We start from the raw sequence: 17,215 nt of genomic DNA, 5'->3' as shown, positions 1-17,215 counted from the left end.
GGTGAATAGAAAAATGACAGATCATAAACATACAATAAGTGTAATTGTAGAAAACAAGCCTGGAGTACTCCAAAGAGTATCAGGACTTTTTACAAGACGAAAATTTAACATTGACAGTATTACAGTTGGAAAAACTGATGATCCTGCAATATCAAGAATTACAATAACAACAACAGGTGATGATCATGTACTTGAACAGATCACAAAACAATTAAACAAACTTATAGAAGTTATTAAAGTACGTGAACTTTGTCCTGAAAATACAATAAAAAGAGAGCTTGCATTAATTAAAGTAAATACGCCAGATGAAAAAGCTAAATCTGAAGTAATCCAGTATACCAAAATCTTCCGTGGACAAGTTGTAGATGTAACACCAAAAACAGTTACAATACAAATAACAGGAGATGTACCAAAAATTAATGCCTTGACAGACTTAATTCGTCCATATGGAATAAAAGAAGTAGTTAAAACAGGAATAACTGCAATAACAAGAGGAGCAAAACCACTATAAAGGGGAAAATAATAAACAATTTTTTTAATAAATAAGAGAGATAACACAAAAAAAATACAGATGGAGATAAATTAAAATGAATGGAAGTGAAGCACTACTAGAAAAACTAAAACAAAATGGTACAGATACAGTCTTTGGATATCCAGGAGGATCACTCCTACCACTATATGATGCACTATATGACTCAGACCTTAAACACATCCTAGTAAGACATGAACAAGCAGCAGCACATGCTGCAGATGGATATGCAAAAGTATCAGGAAAACCAGGAGTATGTTTTGCAACATCAGGACCTGGAGCAACAAACCTACTAACAGGAATTGCAACAGCAAATATTGACTCTGTACCAGTTGTTGCAATAACAGGACAGGTAAATTCAAACTTCATAGGAACAGATGGATTCCAGGAAGTTGACACAATAGGACTTACAATGCCAATAACAAAGGCAAATTTCCAGCCAAGAAAATCAGAAAAACTACCAGAAACAATAGATGCAGCATTCCACATTGCATCAACAGGAAGAAAAGGAGTAGTTGTAGTTGATGTACCAAAAGATGTACTTGAAAATGAAGTAACAAAAGAGGACATGGAACGTCTATTTGATATTCCAGGATACAATCCTACAATAGTTGGAAATCCAAGACAAATTAAAAGAGTAATAAAAGTAATAGAAGAAAGTCAAAAACCAATAATAATTGCAGGTGGAGGAGTAATAAACTCTGATGCATCAGAAGAACTTCTTAAATTTGCAGAAGCAGCAAATATTGCTGTTGCAACAACACTCATGGGAAAAGGAGCAATTGATGAAGATCATCCACTAGCAATAGGACATCTTGGAATGCACGGACTTGAATCAACAAACAATGCAGTAGTAGACTGTGACTGTCTAATTGCAATAGGATGCAGATTCTCAGATCGTACAACAGGAAAAGTATCAGAATTTGCAAAAAATGCAGTTAAAATACAAATTGACATTGACCCTGCAGAAATAGGTAAAAACATACCAGTAGACTATCCTATTGTAGGAGATGCAAAAGAAGTACTATGTGATCTTAACAATGAAATAAGAAATCCAAACAACAATGGATGGACAGATAAAGTAGTTGCAAACAACCAAGCATACCATCCTAAGATGACATTTGATGATGGAATACTAAAACCACAAGAATGTATTAAAGAAATAATGGAAGCAATAACACCAACAACAATCGTATCAACAGATGTTGGACAAAACCAGATGTGGATGGCACACTACTTTAAAGCTAAAAATCCAAGAACATTCCTATCATCAGGAGGACTTGGAACAATGGGATATGGATTCCCAGCAGCAATAGGAGCACAAGTTGCAAAACCTGATGAAAATGTACTTGCAGTAGTTGGAGATGGAGGATTCCAGATGGTACTTCAAGAACTTGCAACAATAGAAGAATATGATCTTCCAGTTGTAACATGTATACTTGATAACAGATACCTTGGAATGGTATATCAATGGCAGGTACTCTACTACAACAACAGAATATCACAGACAAAAATGACACCAAAACCTGACTTTGTAAAACTTGCAGATTCATATGGAATAGAAGGTGTACGTATAGAACGTCCTGGTGAACTAAAAGAAGCAATAGAAACTGCATTTAAAAACAGAGAACCTACAGTAATTGATGCAATTATCGATCCATCAGAACTTCTTCCAATGGCACCACCTGGTGAGAAAATTACAAACATACTCGGTACATATAAAACTGAGGATTAAAATTGTGGGATGTTAAAGATGAATAATGAAAAACATACAATAAGTATACTTGTAGAAAATAAACCTGGAGTACTTCAAAGAGTATCAGGACTATTTACAAGACGAAAATTTAATATTGACAACATTACTGTTGGAAAAACTGATGATCCTGCAATATCAAGAATTACAATAACAACAACAGGTGATGAACAGGTAGTAGAACAGATCACAAAACAATTAAATAAACTTATAGAAGTTATTAAAGTACGTGAACTTACACCTGAAACTACAATAAAAAGAGAACTTGTATTAATTAAGGTTAGTGCAGAAGATGAAAAAGCTAAATCTGAAGTTATTCAGTATGCAGAAATCTTCCGTGGACATATTGTTGATGTAACACCTGAATCATTAACAATTGAAATTACAGGAGAACCATCAAAAATCAATGCACTTCTTGACCTAATACGTCCATATGGACTAAAAGAAGTTGTTAAAACAGGAGTAACAGCAATAAAAAGAGGACCTAATACATTATAGGGTTTAACTCTCTTTTTTACTATTTTTTTATTTTATCCACCTTTTTTTTTGTAAAACTATTTTTATGATTATTATCTAATTTTGCATCTGATTACACACATCATTAAAACGGCAAGCATTACATTTATTAGGATTTTCAGTTGAAATAAACTCATCTTTCATAGAAATAAGATTTTGCACATGTTCAACTACACCTTTAATATGCTCCCTATTTTCACTACTAAATTTATCAGACCAGAATATTTCACCTGTTGTTGATGTTCTAAGTGCAACTGTAATATCTCGATCATCTACATCCATCATATCTTCATATGCAAGAGCATATGCATATACCTGATTTTTCATTGACATATATGCCTTATCTGATGGTTTATCATCAATTATTACAATTCGATCAGGTTCAAGCCATATTTCATCGATAAATCCACGTATTCCATATTTTGGACTTATTACAAAAAATTCACGAGAAAGAACAGATTCACTTTGTGATTGTGTTATTATCTCATCAAGTGTTTTAACTTCAGCATCTTCTTTAAATTCAGCCTCTAGTTTGTTATGTTGTTTTGTTCCTGCAATCATTTGCTTTGTTGCAGATCTAGTTATTCCCTGAAACTTTTCAAGATACAGACAATATTCACAATAGCCCTGGATATTAAGCCAACTTATTGGAAAATTTGGCTTATTTTCAATTATCTGTACCTGTCTTATTGTTGGATGATTACGTATGTTTTTTGTGTCATATTGATTGTTTAATTTTAAGTTTTTCATATAAATCATATAATTTATTTTTAATGTTTAATTAAGTATTCTTTCATAGGTTTTATTTAATTTTTATATTTTAGTAAATTGTTTTATATAACTTAAAAAACATAGTATATTTTGTATACAATAAAATTTATATACAATTTAATTTGGAATATAAAATTATAATAAAAATAAATCTAGAGATTTTATTTAAACTTAAAAGGAGTACTCGATAAAATGAAACTTTATTATGATGACGATGTAAACACAAATGTTTTAGCAGATAAAACAGTAGCAGTTATTGGATATGGAAGTCAAGGAAGAGGTCAATCTCTTAACATGAAAGACAGCGGATTAAACGTTGTTATGGGATTAAGAGAAGGCGGAAACTCATGGAAAAAAGCAGAAGCTGACGGATTAACAGTAAAAACAATCGAAGAAGCAGCAAAAGAAGCAGACATCATACACATACTTATCCCTGATGAAATTCAAAAAGATGTATTTGAAAACCAAATCAAAGACAACCTCGAAGCAGGTAACACAATTTCATTCTCACACGGATACAACATCCACTTTAATCGTATAAGAGTACCTGAAGATGTAAACGTAACAATGGTAGCACCTAAAGGTCCTGGATCAAAAGTAAGACAAACATACGAAGAAGGATTCGGAATTCCTGGTCTCATAGCTATCGAACAAGATGCAACAGGAAACGCATTCGATATTGCAATAGAAATGGCAAAAGCAACAGGACTTACAAGAGCTGGAGTAGTAGAAACAACATTCAGAGAAGAAACTGAAACAGATTTATTCGGAGAACAAGCAGTTCTTTGTGGTGGATTAACAGCACTTATCAAAGCTGGATTTGAAACCCTTGTAGAAGCTGGATACAAACCAGAAATGGCATACTTTGAAACCTGTCACGAAATGAAACTTATCGTAGATTTAATCTATGAAAAAGGATTCGGAAACATGTGGCATGATGTAAGTAACACCGCAGAATTCGGTGGACTTACAAGAAGAGACAGAGTAATTACAGAAGAAGCAAAAGCTAACATGAAAGAAATTCTTAAAGAAATCCAAGACGGTACATTTGCAACAGAATTCGCTGTAGACAGTGAAAATGCATACCCAAGATTATACACACAAAGAAGAATCGAAAGTGAAGAACAAATCGAAACCGTAGGTAAACAATTAAGAATTGCTTGTGGATTACAAAAAGAAGAATAGATTAACTTCTATTTTCTCTTTTTTTTACTACTTAAAAACTTTAAACCCCAATAATTAATTAGATCTAATTTTTAAATGAAACTTAATTAAAAAATATAATTTTAAACTAAAAGAAAAAACTAATTTTTAATAAAATAAATTACTTTACTACAAAAAAAATAAACTAGGAGAATAGAATTATTATGGGATATTATGTTGGAATGGATCATAGTACAACAGCAGTGTCATTTCAGATACTAGATGAGGATGGATGTGATGCTGGATTTTTTAAACTTGCACGTGATAAACTAGCATGTGGTGATGTTACATTTTATGATGAAATAACAAAATTTATTGACATTGATGATATTAACCTTCTTTGTATGACATACTCTATGGGTGATGATCTTACAGAAATAACACCACTTGGTGATGTTAAAGAACGTGGAATAAAATCAATAAATGGTATTGGTAAACGTGTTGGTGGTGGAAGTAAAGTTTATGAGGATATTGAAAGATTAGGTATTAAAACAGTTATGCTTCCAGGTCTTCACAGAGACTGCAAATGGCTTGATGAACGTTTTAGATTAAGCTATTCACACTGTGCAAGTGCAGAGAAGGTAAGTCTTTCATACTATGCATATAAACAGACAGGATTTAAAAATATGATAATTGCAGATATTAGCTCAAATACTGTCTCTATTCTAGTTGAAGATGGTAAGATACGTGGTGCTATTGATGCATGTCTTGGTGCTATGGGTTTTATTCATGGTCCTATTGACCTTGAAATGATGCGCCAAATTGATGCTGGTCTTAAAACATCAAATGAATGCTTCTCACATGCAGGAGTGTCAAAAATTGCGGGAGTAGATTCAAAGGTTACAAAAGTTAAAGATGAAATTATATCAAAAGCAGCAAATGGTGATAAAGATGCTCTTGTTGCTATTGACTGTATGGTTATGAGTATTGTTATGGAAATCTATGGTCTTTATGGAATTAGTAAAAAGCCTGTTGATGGTATAATATTAACAGGATCTGGTGGATGTATGAGAAAGCCTATTGATATTGCAGGAATGATTAGTGATCAAATTAAGGATCTTGCAGAAGTTAAGATTATGACATCAAAAAGCTGTGCAATAGGTAGTGCATATATTGCATATGATATAGCTAAAAATAACTATGATAATATTATGGGAATTAATGTAAGAAAATAAGTAATTATAAAAAAAAGTAATTTTAAGGAGAATAGTTTAGATTTTTCATCTATTCTATCCATTTTTTAACATCAACATCTGCTGTCATATCAACAGATAGTGGTGTTATTACAGGTTGATGTAGCTGGTGTAGTGTATTTACATCTGTTCCTTCACCATCTTGTTTTAACATGTCACCTTTTATCCAGTAATAGTTATGTCCATATGGATCTTGACGTTCTTCTACAGTTGTTGAATACATACGATTTGCTAGTTTTGTCTGTATAATTTCCTCAGATTCTGGATTTGCTGGTATATTTAAGTTAAGAATATCAGCTCCTTCTGGCATTCCATGTTTTATAACGTTACGTGCTACTTTTTTTAGAATTTTCTGTGCAAAGCTGAAATCTATATCTTCAGGTCCATTTTTAAATTTAAGATCTTCTCTGTCAATTTCAAGTGATACTGCAATTGATGGTATTTTAAATGATGCTGCTTCAAATGTTGCACCTAGTGTTCCTGATGTTGTTATGGAACGTGATAGATTTTCTCCAACATTTATTCCTGATATTACAAGGTCAGGTCCACCTTCTACTATGAATTTTGATCCCATTATTAGTGAATCTGTTGGTGTTCCAGTTACAGCATAGCCGTATGAGCCATCTTTTAGTTTTGTTTTAAATACACGAAGTGGTTTCATTAGTGTTATTGCATGTCCTACTCCACTTTGTTGTGATTGTGGTGCTACTACTGTTGTTTCACCAAGATCTTCTACTGCCTGTTTTACTGCAAGTATTCCATCTGAGCTGAGTCCATCATCGTTAGTTATTAAGATTTTCATATTATTATTTTTATTATTAGGTGTTTTATTATGGTTTAGTTTTTTATTATGATTTTTTGAATAATGAATTCCCATCTAATATAAATTATAGATAATATATAATACTTAAAGAAATAAAGATATAAATCAACTTAAATGTTAAATCTTCAATTAACATTAACAAAAAGTATAATGAGGGAAAACTTTGGAAAAAGAACAATTAATTAAATTTATTGCCGCTGTTATGGATGATAGTGGATTTAATGTAACTAAAAATTACAGAGTTGCAAATCAAACTATTGATATTTATGGAACCCTTAGTACAAATGTTGGTGAAGTTGGCGTGGTTGTTGCATGTAAAAACTATGAAGAACCATGGAAGGTTGGATTAGATGTTATTAAGGATATGGAGAAAGCTGCCAGAAATCTTAGAGCATCAAAAATTATTATCTTTACCACCAGCAGTTATACTCATGGATGTGCATTATATGCTCAGAAACGTAATATTAAATTAGTTGATAGGAAAGGATTAATTAAGATTGCTAAAAATTATGCACAAAAACGTACTGTTGTATCTGAACCTACTGTTGACTATGATGATGATGGATATTATGATGATACATACACACCCCCTAGTCGTCCTGCACGTCTAGATTCACATAGTAGTAGCTCATCTCATGCTTTTGATTCTGCTCGTAGTAGAATGCCTAGTTTAAATCGTGGTGGAGGAAGCAGAAGTAAATCTAGCAGAAGATCATCAGGTAGTGGATTTAGCTTTAATAGACCTAGTGTTAATACATCTGGTGTGAGAAATGCTGCATCTAGTGTTGATCTTAGTGGAACTTTTGAGTTTTTCAAAGAACATATGATTGTTTATATGATTTTACTTATTGTTATTGCATCTGCTGTATCTTACATCTTTAGTATGATTACATCAGGTCCTTATACTGGTCTTGGTAGAATCTGTACTAGTGCTATTGTATGTTTTGGTGGTCTGGCACTTGTTAATAGAAATGTTTCAGATCTTATATTTAAAGGTGGAATAATATTTTTCATTTCAATTATTATTTCAATTGTAACTTTGACTATGTAAAATGTGGATTAGTTAATTAAATGTTTTTTCTCTGGAGAAATATTTATTTCATTCTTTTTTTTTATTTTTTTTAAAATCTTTTATTAGATAGTTTATATGATATTTAGAGTAGTTTTTATCTGTTTTTGTAAATATTTAGTTTATTATAAGTTATAAGTTATAACTTATTAGTTATAACTAAAGAGTCTATAAAAAAATGAATTTGAAACAATAATCAATATAAAATTAGAATTTAAAATAAGTTTTATAAGTATAATGGGCCGGAGGAGATTTGAACTCCTGATCCCCTCCTTGTAAGGGAGGTATCATACCCCTAGACCACCAGCCCAGTGTAAAAATAACTTTCAATTTGAGCTTAAATTAAGCTCTATTCAATAATTTATCTTAAGTTATATATAAAGGTTTCTGTTTTCTAGAAAAAATAGGAATAAAAAAATAAAATTTAGACATTGATTAAAATAAAAAACAAAAACACCAAATAAACTATAAAAAATACAATTTTTTAAAAGAATTATATATTATACAAAAAACATATATAAAAACATAATAAAAATTTAAAGGAAACAATAAAAATGGCATTCGATGAAACAGGAAAAATATGGTTTAACGGAGAATTAGTTGACTGGAAAGATGCACAAATACACGTACTATCACACGTAGTTCACTACGGAAGTAGCGTATTTGAAGGATTAAGATGTTATGATACAGAAAATGGTCCAGCAGTATTTAGACTAAAAGATCACATGAAAAGACTACACGACTCAGCTAAAGTTTACAGAATGGACATACCATACACTGTAGATGAACTCTGTGAAGCTGTAAAAGACACAATAAACATAAACAACATAAAATCATGTTACATCCGTCCTATAGCATTTAGAGGACTTAATGAACTAGGAGTTTACCCACTAAACTGTCCTGTTGAAACAGTAATTGCTGTATGGGGCTGGGGACAATACCTAGGTGAAGATGCACTCGAACAAGGAATCGATGTATGCACATCATCCTGGAGAAAAATGGCACCAGATACAATGCCAAACATTGCAAAAGCAGGATCAAACTACATGAACTCACAACTTGCAAAAATGGAAGCAACACTCAATGGATACAAAGAATGTGTACTTCTAAACTACTCAGGAAACGTTGCAGAAGGATCAGGTGAAAACATATTCCTAGTAGAAGATGAAACACTATACACACCAGATCTTGGATCATCAGTACTTAGAGGAATTACAAGAGATTCAGTAATGAAAATTGCAACAGATCTTGGATATGAAATAAAAGAAGAAACAATCTCAAGAGAAAGATTATATCTTGCTGATGAAGTATTCTTCACAGGATCAGCAGCAGAACTTTCACCTATAAGATCAATAGATCAAATAAAAATAGGAAAAGGAAAACGTGGCCCTGTAACTAAAAAAATCCAAGATGCATTCTTTGATGTATTAAATAACAAAGTTGAAGATAAATATGGATGGTTAGACTTCTTATAAGTCTAATACTACCTCTTCAACACCCAACTTTTTTTTACTTTTTTTATATTAATTACTCTAGTTATGAAATTAATTGATAAAACCTACTATTATAAAAACATATGAATAAAATAACAAAGAAAACTATTATCAATTATAAAAATTCTAGAATTTATTAAAAAAAATATTTATTTTAAATTCTTCTCTTTATAATACATAAATAAAGGAGGATAAATTAATTGATAGATCTAATTAGTGCAATTATCCTTGGAGCAGTTCAAGGAATAAGTGAATTTCTACCAATTAGTAGTTCTGCACATCTTGTATTAGTACCACACCTTCTTGGTGTTGAAACATCACTAGTATTTGATACAATACTTCACCTTGGTACACTAGTTGCAATATTTAGTGTTTTCTGGAAGGATATTGTCAATATCTTGAAGGGATTTATACTAAGTATTCTTGACCTTACAGAGTCAAAAGAAGTGTTCCTTAAAGGTATACGTGAGGTTCCAGCAAAGAGATTTGCATGGCTATTAATTGTAGCAACAATCCCTACAGGAATAATGGGAATATTATTTAAAGATGCTATTGAAACAATATTTAGAGGTACACTCTTTATTGGAGTTTTCCTTATAATTACAGGTATACTACTATACATGTCAGAAAGACATAAATCAGGTAGTATTACAGAACGTGACATGACATTTAAACAGGCAATAGCTTTAGGTGTATGTCAAGGTCTTGCTGTTTTACCTGGTATTTCAAGATCAGGTGCAACAATTTCAGCAGGATTATTTGCAGGATTAAACCGTGAATATGCTGCAAGATACAGCTTTATACTTTCAATACCAGCAGTACTTGGTGCAGGATTAATACAAATAAAAGACATTGTTACAATCGATGTATCAGCATTTGTACTTGTTGCAGGATTTTTATCATCAGTAATATTTGGATATTTATCAATCAAACTACTGCTTAAAATGATTGAAGGATGGAGTCTTGACATATTTGCATTTTACTGTTGGATAATTGGTATCATAACAATACTTGCAACTGTAATGTTCTAAGGAAAAAATAGTGAAAAAGTATAAAATGGGAGAGTAAAAAATAAAAGAAGAAATTTTAGTATCCTTTTATAGATATCTTCCTCTTTTTTCAATTTCATCAATCTTATTTTTTATTTTTACATCATCATAACCCTTAAGAACTTTATTAAATAGTTCATCTGAAATTTCTGGTTTTAATGTTTTTAATGATTTTTTAAATACAAGAAGATCTACTCCTTGATCTTCAAGAAGCTCACTATAGCGTCCAAGACCAAAGTCTATAAAGTATGGATTCATATCACAATCAATTAGTATGTTTGCTGTTGTAAGATCACCATGAATAATACCACATCTATGCATACATGCTACATCAGATCCTATTTGTATAAATAAGTCATACAATTGTGTTGAATCTGTTGTATTCATGATTATATCATTAAGTTGTACTGCATCTATTTTTTGAAGTACTAATGACTTATTTTTAAGGTCAATATCATAGATGTATGGTGTCCTGATACCAGCATTTTTTGCATCATGTATCAGTTTTGCTTCCTGTTTTAGGCGTTCTGATCTTAGCTTATCATCAATTTCATCTATACGATAATTCTTTTTAACACGATGTTTTATAATTGCATCTTTTCCATTCCAAGTAGCATCTATTATATCAGCTTCAGCACCCTTATCTATCATATCCTCTGGTAGTTTTATGTTATGTTTTGTTTCATCTTTAATCCATGTAACTTCCATCTGATCTGTTCTGAATTTTGGATTAATATAACTATTTTTTATACCACAAAGCTTTTCATCATATGCAAGAAGACCAAGACGTGCAATCATTGAACCATTATCTCCACAATACTTCATAGGAGGCATATAAAAGTCAACATAGTGTTCATCACACATCTGCTTAAGCATACTACGCAGTGTTTTATTTGCTGCAACTCCTCCACAAAGAAGAACTTCATCTTTTTTAGTATAACTTATTGCACGTTCTGTTACCTCACAAAGCATTGCAAAACATGTCTGCTGGAAACTATTACATATAACATCAAGATCAACACCTGATTTATACTTATTAATTGCACTTGTAAGAATTCCAGAAAATGATAAATCCATACCTTTTACAACGTATGGAAGCTTTACTGTTTCATCTGTATTTTGTGCATGTGATTCAACTACAGGACCTCCAGGATGTCCAAGTCCTATATCACGTGAAAACTGGTCAAGACAATTACCTATTGCAATGTCAAGTGTTTCACCAATTATTCTATAACGTCCTGCCTCATAGCTTATAATCTGTGTATTTCCACCACTTGTATATAGTGTTACAGGATCTGTTGCACCTGTTGTTAGTTTTCCAATTTCCACATGTCCAATACAATGATTTACACCGATAAGTGGAACATCTATATTTAATGCAAGACTTCTTGCTGCTGTTGCTGTTGTTCTAAGAGCAGGTCCTAGTCCTGGTCCTTTTGAAAATGATACAAGATCAATATCATTTAGTGTTAAGTTTGCCTCACATAGTGCATCTTTTATGAGTGGTATGAAATGCTGTGCATGAAATTCTGCAGCATCTCTTGGATGGATTCCTCCAACTTCTGGATATAATTGATCTCCACATGTTGCAAGAATATTTCCATCTGAATCCACAATTCCTATTCCTGTTTTTTCAGCTGTTCCTTCTATTCCTAAAGCAATCATTTTATTTTACTCTCTCCCCTATGATTATTAATAATAGTAAAAATAGATTTAATAATAATTTTTATTAAAATTTTTAGGATATAATTATATTTAAAATTAATATTATAAAAGGATAATAAAAAAAAATTCTTAACTAACAAAAAACAAGGAGAAATTATACAATGGAAAATATTAAAGTATTCGGGTCAGATGAAATGATCAAAACAATCCAACAAAAAGAAAATCCAGCATTTTTATGTGTAATGTCAAATACAGCAGTATCAAAAATACCAAAAATTACAGGTGCAGGATCACCAGAATTTACATCATACACTCCTGCTCTTGATGCTGAAGTTATACTTAAAGATATGGCATTATCACTTCCAAATATTGCATCAACAGATGCTGATGAACTTTCAGCACCATCACCAGCACTTCTTACAAAAGCAACAATTGACTTACTTAACATTCCATTTATACCAATAAATGCAGGTCTTGAAGTTACACCAAAAGTACCATATGTTGAACTTGGAGGAGTTCCAGGTGGAGATCTAAGAGAAGGAGTAGGTGTAAAAGATCCACAAATTATATTTGAAAATGCTAAAAAATATGCAGAAGTTCTATCAAAATGTGTAGATCATATTATTATTGGAGAATCAACACCTGCTGGTACAACCACAACACTTGGACTACTTGTAGCACTTGGATATGATGCTAAAAATAAGGTAAGTGGATGTATGGTTACAAATCCTCATGAACTTAAAAATAGTGTTGTAGATGCAGCTCTTGAGAAAAATAATGTTAAACCTGGAGATCTAGCTGATGATCCATTTAAAGCTGTTGAAATTGCAGGTGATCCTACAATGATTGCTATTGCAGGTCTTATGATGGGAGCAGATGTACCTGTTATTCTTGCAGGTGGAAGTCAGATGACAGCACCATGTGCAATTGTTAAAGCACTAGATGCTGACTTTAACTTTGATAATATTTGTATTGCAACAACAACATATGTTGCAAACGATGAAACAGCAAATCTTCTTGATATTGTAAATCAAATTGCTGATATTAATGTATTTGCAGCAGATCCACTACTTCAAAACTCTGATGTTGTAGGTCTTCAAAACTATGCACGTGGAAACATCAAAGAAGGTGTAGGTGCAGGTGGAGCAATATTCTATGCATACATTAAAGGTGTAACATCACCTGAATATATTAAGAAAGCTGAAGAAATTACAGAAAAACACTTCTAAAATTATATCTTCAGATTCTATTCTTCACACACCCTTTTTTTTTATTTTCTTTTTTTTTTCATGTTTTATGAACCAATACACTTGCAAAGCATCTCTTTATGTGAACAACACAAAAATAAATAAAAGCATAAGTATATTATAAAAAAGTAATATAAATATAAATATGCTAGTAACATTTATAACTGGAAATGAACATAAAGTAAAAGAGGCAAGAGGTATCTTTGAAAAATTTGGTTTTGATGTTGAGCATGAAAACCCAGGATATCCTGAAGTACAAGGCTCAATTGAGGAAGTTGCAGCATACGGAGCAAAATACGTTGCAGAACTGCTTCAAAAACCAGTTATAGTAGATGATACAGGCTTGTTTATACGTGCCTTAGGAGACTTCCCAGGAACTTATTCATCTTACGTCCAGGAAACTCTGACAAACAAGGGCATTATAAAACTAATGGAAGATGAACCCGACAGATACGCCGAATTCAGGTCATGTATTGGGTATTGTGAACCCAAATGTGAACCCAAGACTTTTTTAGGCACTGTTAGTGGAGAAATTTTATCAGAAGAAAAAGGCGACAATGGTTTTGCATACGATCCACTATTTTATGTAGAAAAATATGATAAAACATACGGCGAACTTACAACTGATGAAAAAAATGAATGTTCACATAGAAGATTATCAATGGAAAAATTTGCCAAATGGTATTCTGAAGAAAAATGTGAATAGATAATTTATAGAAAGATAGAATAACTACATATTTAAAATTCTAATTTTACATATATGCATAGGAATCTTTTTATTTAATAAAAGAAAATTTAATGGAGATATTAAAACATGGCAAACGCACCTGAATGGGTAGAACAAAACCCAGAAGAAATCGAAGAATTAATCGTAAAATTATACAAAGAAGGACAAAGTACCAGCCAAATTGGTATCACACTCAGAGACCAATACGGAATTCCTAGTACAAAATCTGTAATGGGAGCAAAAATCACAGAAATTCTTGAAAAAAATGGTACAACATTTGAATACCCAGAAGACCTTCTTAACTTAATTAAAAGAGCAATAAACATAAGAGAACACTTAGATGAAAACCCAAAAGATATCCACTCAAAAAGAGGATTAATTAAAATTGAATCTAAAATCAGAAGACTTGTAAAATACTACACCAAAAACAATGTTCTTCCAGAAGGATGGAGATATGATCCAAAAACAGCAGCACTGCTTGTTAAATAGGGCTGATGAAGCCTGTGACCTTCTCAGGTCACATATTGATCAAGGGCATGTTGTGAGAATTGTTTCTCACAACGATACCGATGGACTTACATCTGCTGGAATTTTTGCTAATGCAATTAAGAAAGCAGGTGGAAGATTCCATGTTACAATACTACCACGTCTTAGAGGTAGTAATGTTAAAGAACTTAGCAAATCCCGTTATAAACTTTTTATTTTTTCTGATATGGGAAGTGGAGAATTAAGAAATATTTCAAAACTTAAAGGTGATGTAATAGTAGCAGATCACCATCAGATACCCGAAGAGGATGCTGATTTTGAAGTAGAATCTGAAAGTAAAGAATTTGTTCACGTAAACCCACATCTTTTTGATATAGATGGAACCCGTGATGTTAGTGGTTCAGGTCTTTCATACTTATCAGTACATGATTTTAAATACTATGAACTTGCATCTTTAGCACTTGTTGGTGCATGTGGTGATATGCAACTTAAAGGTGGAGTTAGTGGTATTAATGAATTGATACGCGATGAGGCTGTTGAACGTAATGTTATTGAAGTTAAAGATGACCTTAAACTTGCCTATAGCAATACTCAGCCATTATATAAATCTATAGCATATACATACACACCTCCTCTTAGTGGACTATCTGCAGATATTGAAAAATCATCTGAGTTTCTTAGTGAAAATGGTATTTCTAAAGATAAATACCTAGCTGATCTTAGTAGTGATGAATATGAAACTCTTAAAGAGCAACTTATCTCTGTAAATAGTGATGTGTTTGGTGAGGTTTATAAGATTAATAATATAAGACGTGAACTTAGTAATGTTGAGGAGTACTCTAATCTTCTTAATAGTTGTGGTAAAAATAAGGAATATACAGCAGCTGTAGGTATTCAGCTTGGTAAATACCAGCAGATGGACTTTGCTCTTAACTTACTTGGTAAGTATGCATCTGGTATGCAAAGTGGTGTTGAATGGATTAAACGTGAAGGTAGTATTCAAAAAGATAACATTCAATACATCTACACAGAAGACAAAGAGCAGAAGAAAGTTGCAGCAGCAGTAAGTAGTATTGGTATAGAACTTGGATTTGTACCTGATAAGCCTATATTATCACTTATGCGTATGGATAACCTGGTTAAGGTTTCATCACGTACAACTGATAATATGATAGAAAAAGGTGTTAATCTTGGTGTTATTATGAACCAGGCATCACAGAACTTCAATGGTAGTGGTGGAGGTCATAATATTGCAGCTGGTGCTACAATTCCTGCAAATCAGATGGATAACTTCATTAACCTTGTTGATGAAATGGTAGCATATCAAATAAATAATAACTAGATTAGATAAATATTATCATAACTAAGAAAATTTTAAAAGAGAATTTTTAATAATTGGGAGTGTATGGATTATGCAACTTACAAAATATGAACAAGACATGTATGATGGTGAATATGGTGAAGGTAAGGCTGAATGTATGGAAATACTTATGAGTCTTGGTAAGATTTATGATGCTGAATGTATGGTTCCTATTACATCAGCACAAGTATCTGGTGTATCATATAAAACCATTGGTGATGCTGGTCTTGACTTTGTTGTTGATTTAGGAAAGAAATGTGATGTAATGCTTGAAACCATGCTTAACCCTGCTGGTGTTGACATTGAAAATTGGCAGGAGCTAGGTTTTAGTGAAGAATTTAGTAAAAAACAGGTTGATATTATAGAGGGATATGAAAGTATTGGTGTTATGAGTACATGTACATGTACCCCATATCTTGTAGGTAACAGTCCTCTTATTAATGAGCATGTTGCATGGTCTGAATCATCAGCTGTTTGTTATGTAAATAGTGCTATTGGTGCTAGAAGTAACAGAGAAGGTGGACCTAGTGCACTTCTTGCTGCTATTGTTGGAAGAACTCCATATTATGGTAATCATATTCTTGAAAATCGTCAGGCTGACATGATATTTAATGTTGACTATGACTTTAAAGATTCAATTGATTATGGTGCTCTTGGATACTTTACAGGACAGATTGTTAATGATAAAAAGCCATATTTCAGATTAAATGATAAGGTTTCACGTAACAATCTTAAATTACTTGGTGCTGCTCTTGCATCTAGTGGTGCTGTAAGTCTTTATCACATTGAAGGTGTTACACCTGAAGCTGACTATGCAAGTTGTTGTGATTCATTTGGTGAACTTGAAGTTGTAGATATTGAAGCAAGTGATATTGAAGATACTATTTTAAAGCTTAATACTACAGATAAGATGCCAGATCTTGTATGTCTTGGTTGTCCTCATGCATCAATTAGTGAAATTAAGGAAGTTGCAAATCTCATCTCTGGTCGTAAACTTAAGGCTGATCTTTGGATTTGTACATCAAAAGCAATTAAGGCTATGAGTGAACAGTGTGGATATCTTGACATTATTGAAGCTGCTGGTGGTAAGATTGTATCTGATACTTGTATGGTTGTAGCTCCTGTTGAGGATCTTAGCTATGAAGTTATTGGTGTAAATTCTGCTAAAGCTGCAAACTATGTTCCTAGTATGTGTAAGCTTGATGTAGTTTATGATAGTGTTGAAAATCTTATTGATATGATATCAGAATAGATCATATTTGATGAAATCTTGTAACTTAAAGGTGTGTTGCAAGTGTATTGTATGGGGGTAATTTACCCTTATATGATGC

Annotated in this window: 16 protein-coding genes and 1 tRNA gene; 13 read left to right on the top strand and 4 right to left on the bottom strand. The window is 32.2% G+C overall.

Features of this window, described 5'->3' with window-relative positions:
* Positions 1-13: 13 nt before the first annotated feature.
* From ilvN (MRZ80_RS01375) to ilvN (MRZ80_RS01365), 3 genes are all read left to right on the top strand, one after another.
* Positions 14-511 (top strand): acetolactate synthase small subunit, encoded by a 498-nt coding sequence (gene ilvN, locus MRZ80_RS01375; RefSeq protein WP_292535470.1) that lies wholly within the window; start codon positions 14-16, stop codon positions 509-511.
* 76 nt (positions 512-587) lie between these two features.
* Positions 588-2,264: an acetolactate synthase large subunit gene (locus MRZ80_RS01370; RefSeq protein WP_292535469.1), complete on the top strand. Its 1,677-nt coding sequence runs from the start codon at positions 588-590 to the stop codon at positions 2,262-2,264.
* An 18-nt stretch (positions 2,265-2,282) separates the two neighbouring features.
* Complete coding sequence (gene ilvN, locus MRZ80_RS01365; RefSeq protein WP_292535468.1) at positions 2,283-2,780, top strand: acetolactate synthase small subunit; 498 nt, start codon at positions 2,283-2,285, stop codon at positions 2,778-2,780.
* A 75-nt stretch (positions 2,781-2,855) separates the two neighbouring features.
* Here the strand turns inward: ilvN (MRZ80_RS01365) and MRZ80_RS01360 are convergent, their stop codons facing one another.
* A complete protein-coding gene (locus MRZ80_RS01360) occupies positions 2,856-3,548 on the bottom strand; it encodes a Dna2/Cas4 domain-containing protein (protein ID WP_292535467.1) in 693 nt (230 codons plus the stop codon).
* Between the two features lie 213 nt (positions 3,549-3,761).
* Between MRZ80_RS01360 and ilvC the strand changes: the two genes are divergently transcribed.
* Together ilvC and MRZ80_RS01350 are read left to right on the top strand one after the other, a co-directional pair.
* Positions 3,762-4,754 (top strand): ketol-acid reductoisomerase, encoded by a 993-nt coding sequence (gene ilvC, locus MRZ80_RS01355; RefSeq protein WP_292535465.1) that lies wholly within the window; start codon positions 3,762-3,764, stop codon positions 4,752-4,754.
* 182 nt (positions 4,755-4,936) lie between these two features.
* On the top strand, positions 4,937-5,947 hold the full coding sequence (locus MRZ80_RS01350; RefSeq protein ID WP_292535463.1) for a methanogenesis marker 12 protein: 1,011 nt from the start codon (positions 4,937-4,939) through the stop codon (positions 5,945-5,947).
* Between the two features lie 49 nt (positions 5,948-5,996).
* On the opposite strand, the gene surE is transcribed toward MRZ80_RS01350, so the two are convergent.
* Entirely contained in the window at positions 5,997-6,767 is a 771-nt protein-coding gene (gene surE, locus MRZ80_RS01345) for a 5'/3'-nucleotidase SurE (RefSeq protein ID WP_292535461.1), read from the bottom strand.
* A gap of 184 nt (positions 6,768-6,951) precedes the next feature.
* On the opposite strand from surE, the gene MRZ80_RS01340 reads away from it, so the two are divergent.
* On the top strand, positions 6,952-7,839 hold the full coding sequence (locus tag MRZ80_RS01340; RefSeq protein WP_292535459.1) for a restriction endonuclease: 888 nt from the start codon (positions 6,952-6,954) through the stop codon (positions 7,837-7,839).
* A 256-nt stretch (positions 7,840-8,095) separates the two neighbouring features.
* Here the strand turns inward: MRZ80_RS01340 and MRZ80_RS01335 are convergent.
* A tRNA-Val gene (locus MRZ80_RS01335) sits at positions 8,096-8,167 on the bottom strand.
* A gap of 244 nt (positions 8,168-8,411) precedes the next feature.
* Here MRZ80_RS01335 and MRZ80_RS01330 point away from each other — a divergent pair.
* Entirely contained in the window at positions 8,412-9,332 is a 921-nt protein-coding gene (locus MRZ80_RS01330) for a branched-chain amino acid transaminase (RefSeq protein WP_292535457.1), read from the top strand.
* Between the two features lie 221 nt (positions 9,333-9,553).
* A complete protein-coding gene (locus tag MRZ80_RS01325) occupies positions 9,554-10,381 on the top strand; it encodes an undecaprenyl-diphosphate phosphatase (protein WP_292535835.1) in 828 nt (275 codons plus the stop codon).
* Between the two features lie 66 nt (positions 10,382-10,447).
* Here MRZ80_RS01325 and MRZ80_RS01320 read toward each other — a convergent pair whose 3' ends face one another.
* A complete protein-coding gene (locus MRZ80_RS01320) occupies positions 10,448-12,064 on the bottom strand; it encodes a bifunctional N(6)-L-threonylcarbamoyladenine synthase/serine/threonine protein kinase (protein WP_292535455.1) in 1,617 nt (538 codons plus the stop codon).
* A gap of 161 nt (positions 12,065-12,225) precedes the next feature.
* On the opposite strand from MRZ80_RS01320, the gene cobT reads away from it, so the two are divergent.
* From cobT to MRZ80_RS01295, 5 genes are all read left to right on the top strand, one after another.
* Positions 12,226-13,293, top strand: a complete 1,068-nt coding sequence (gene cobT / locus MRZ80_RS01315; RefSeq protein ID WP_292535453.1) for a nicotinate mononucleotide-dependent phosphoribosyltransferase CobT — start codon at positions 12,226-12,228, stop codon at positions 13,291-13,293.
* A 163-nt stretch (positions 13,294-13,456) separates the two neighbouring features.
* On the top strand, positions 13,457-14,017 hold the full coding sequence (locus MRZ80_RS01310; protein WP_292535451.1) for an XTP/dITP diphosphatase: 561 nt from the start codon (positions 13,457-13,459) through the stop codon (positions 14,015-14,017).
* A 108-nt stretch (positions 14,018-14,125) separates the two neighbouring features.
* Positions 14,126-14,527, top strand: coding sequence for a 30S ribosomal protein S15 (locus MRZ80_RS01305; protein ID WP_292535449.1), 402 nt, complete (start codon positions 14,126-14,128; stop codon positions 14,525-14,527).
* Positions 14,493-15,866 carry a DHH family phosphoesterase gene (locus MRZ80_RS01300; protein ID WP_292535447.1) on the top strand — a complete coding sequence of 458 codons (1,374 nt, stop codon included), beginning with the start codon at positions 14,493-14,495 and terminating at the stop codon, positions 15,864-15,866. The genes MRZ80_RS01305 and MRZ80_RS01300 overlap by 35 nt, the downstream gene beginning before the upstream one ends.
* A gap of 70 nt (positions 15,867-15,936) precedes the next feature.
* Entirely contained in the window at positions 15,937-17,136 is a 1,200-nt protein-coding gene (locus tag MRZ80_RS01295) for an aconitase X catalytic domain-containing protein (protein WP_292535446.1), read from the top strand.
* Positions 17,137-17,215 lie beyond the last annotated feature (79 nt).

The organism is Methanosphaera sp. (genome assembly GCF_022768985.1).
In the GTDB taxonomy this organism is placed as follows: domain Archaea; phylum Methanobacteriota; class Methanobacteria; order Methanobacteriales; family Methanobacteriaceae; genus Methanosphaera.
This window is presented reverse-complemented; position numbering and strand designations above follow the sequence as displayed.

Coding starts and splice junctions, on each gene's coding strand:
- ilvN (WP_292535470.1), top strand. CDS start 14: ATGACAGATCATAAACATACAATAAGTGTAATTGTAGAAAACAAGCCT.
- MRZ80_RS01370 (WP_292535469.1), top strand. CDS start 588: ATGAATGGAAGTGAAGCACTACTAGAAAAACTAAAACAAAATGGTACA.
- ilvN (WP_292535468.1), top strand. CDS start 2,283: ATGAATAATGAAAAACATACAATAAGTATACTTGTAGAAAATAAACCT.
- MRZ80_RS01360 (WP_292535467.1), bottom strand. CDS start 3,548: ATGAAAAACTTAAAATTAAACAATCAATATGACACAAAAAACATACGT.
- ilvC (WP_292535465.1), top strand. CDS start 3,762: ATGAAACTTTATTATGATGACGATGTAAACACAAATGTTTTAGCAGAT.
- MRZ80_RS01350 (WP_292535463.1), top strand. CDS start 4,937: ATGGGATATTATGTTGGAATGGATCATAGTACAACAGCAGTGTCATTT.
- surE (WP_292535461.1), bottom strand. CDS start 6,767: ATGAAAATCTTAATAACTAACGATGATGGACTCAGCTCAGATGGAATA.
- MRZ80_RS01330 (WP_292535457.1), top strand. CDS start 8,412: ATGGCATTCGATGAAACAGGAAAAATATGGTTTAACGGAGAATTAGTT.
- MRZ80_RS01320 (WP_292535455.1), bottom strand. CDS start 12,064: ATGATTGCTTTAGGAATAGAAGGAACAGCTGAAAAAACAGGAATAGGA.
- cobT (WP_292535453.1), top strand. CDS start 12,226: ATGGAAAATATTAAAGTATTCGGGTCAGATGAAATGATCAAAACAATC.
- MRZ80_RS01310 (WP_292535451.1), top strand. CDS start 13,457: ATGCTAGTAACATTTATAACTGGAAATGAACATAAAGTAAAAGAGGCA.
- MRZ80_RS01305 (WP_292535449.1), top strand. CDS start 14,126: ATGGCAAACGCACCTGAATGGGTAGAACAAAACCCAGAAGAAATCGAA.
- MRZ80_RS01300 (WP_292535447.1), top strand. CDS start 14,493: ATGATCCAAAAACAGCAGCACTGCTTGTTAAATAGGGCTGATGAAGCC.
- MRZ80_RS01295 (WP_292535446.1), top strand. CDS start 15,937: ATGCAACTTACAAAATATGAACAAGACATGTATGATGGTGAATATGGT.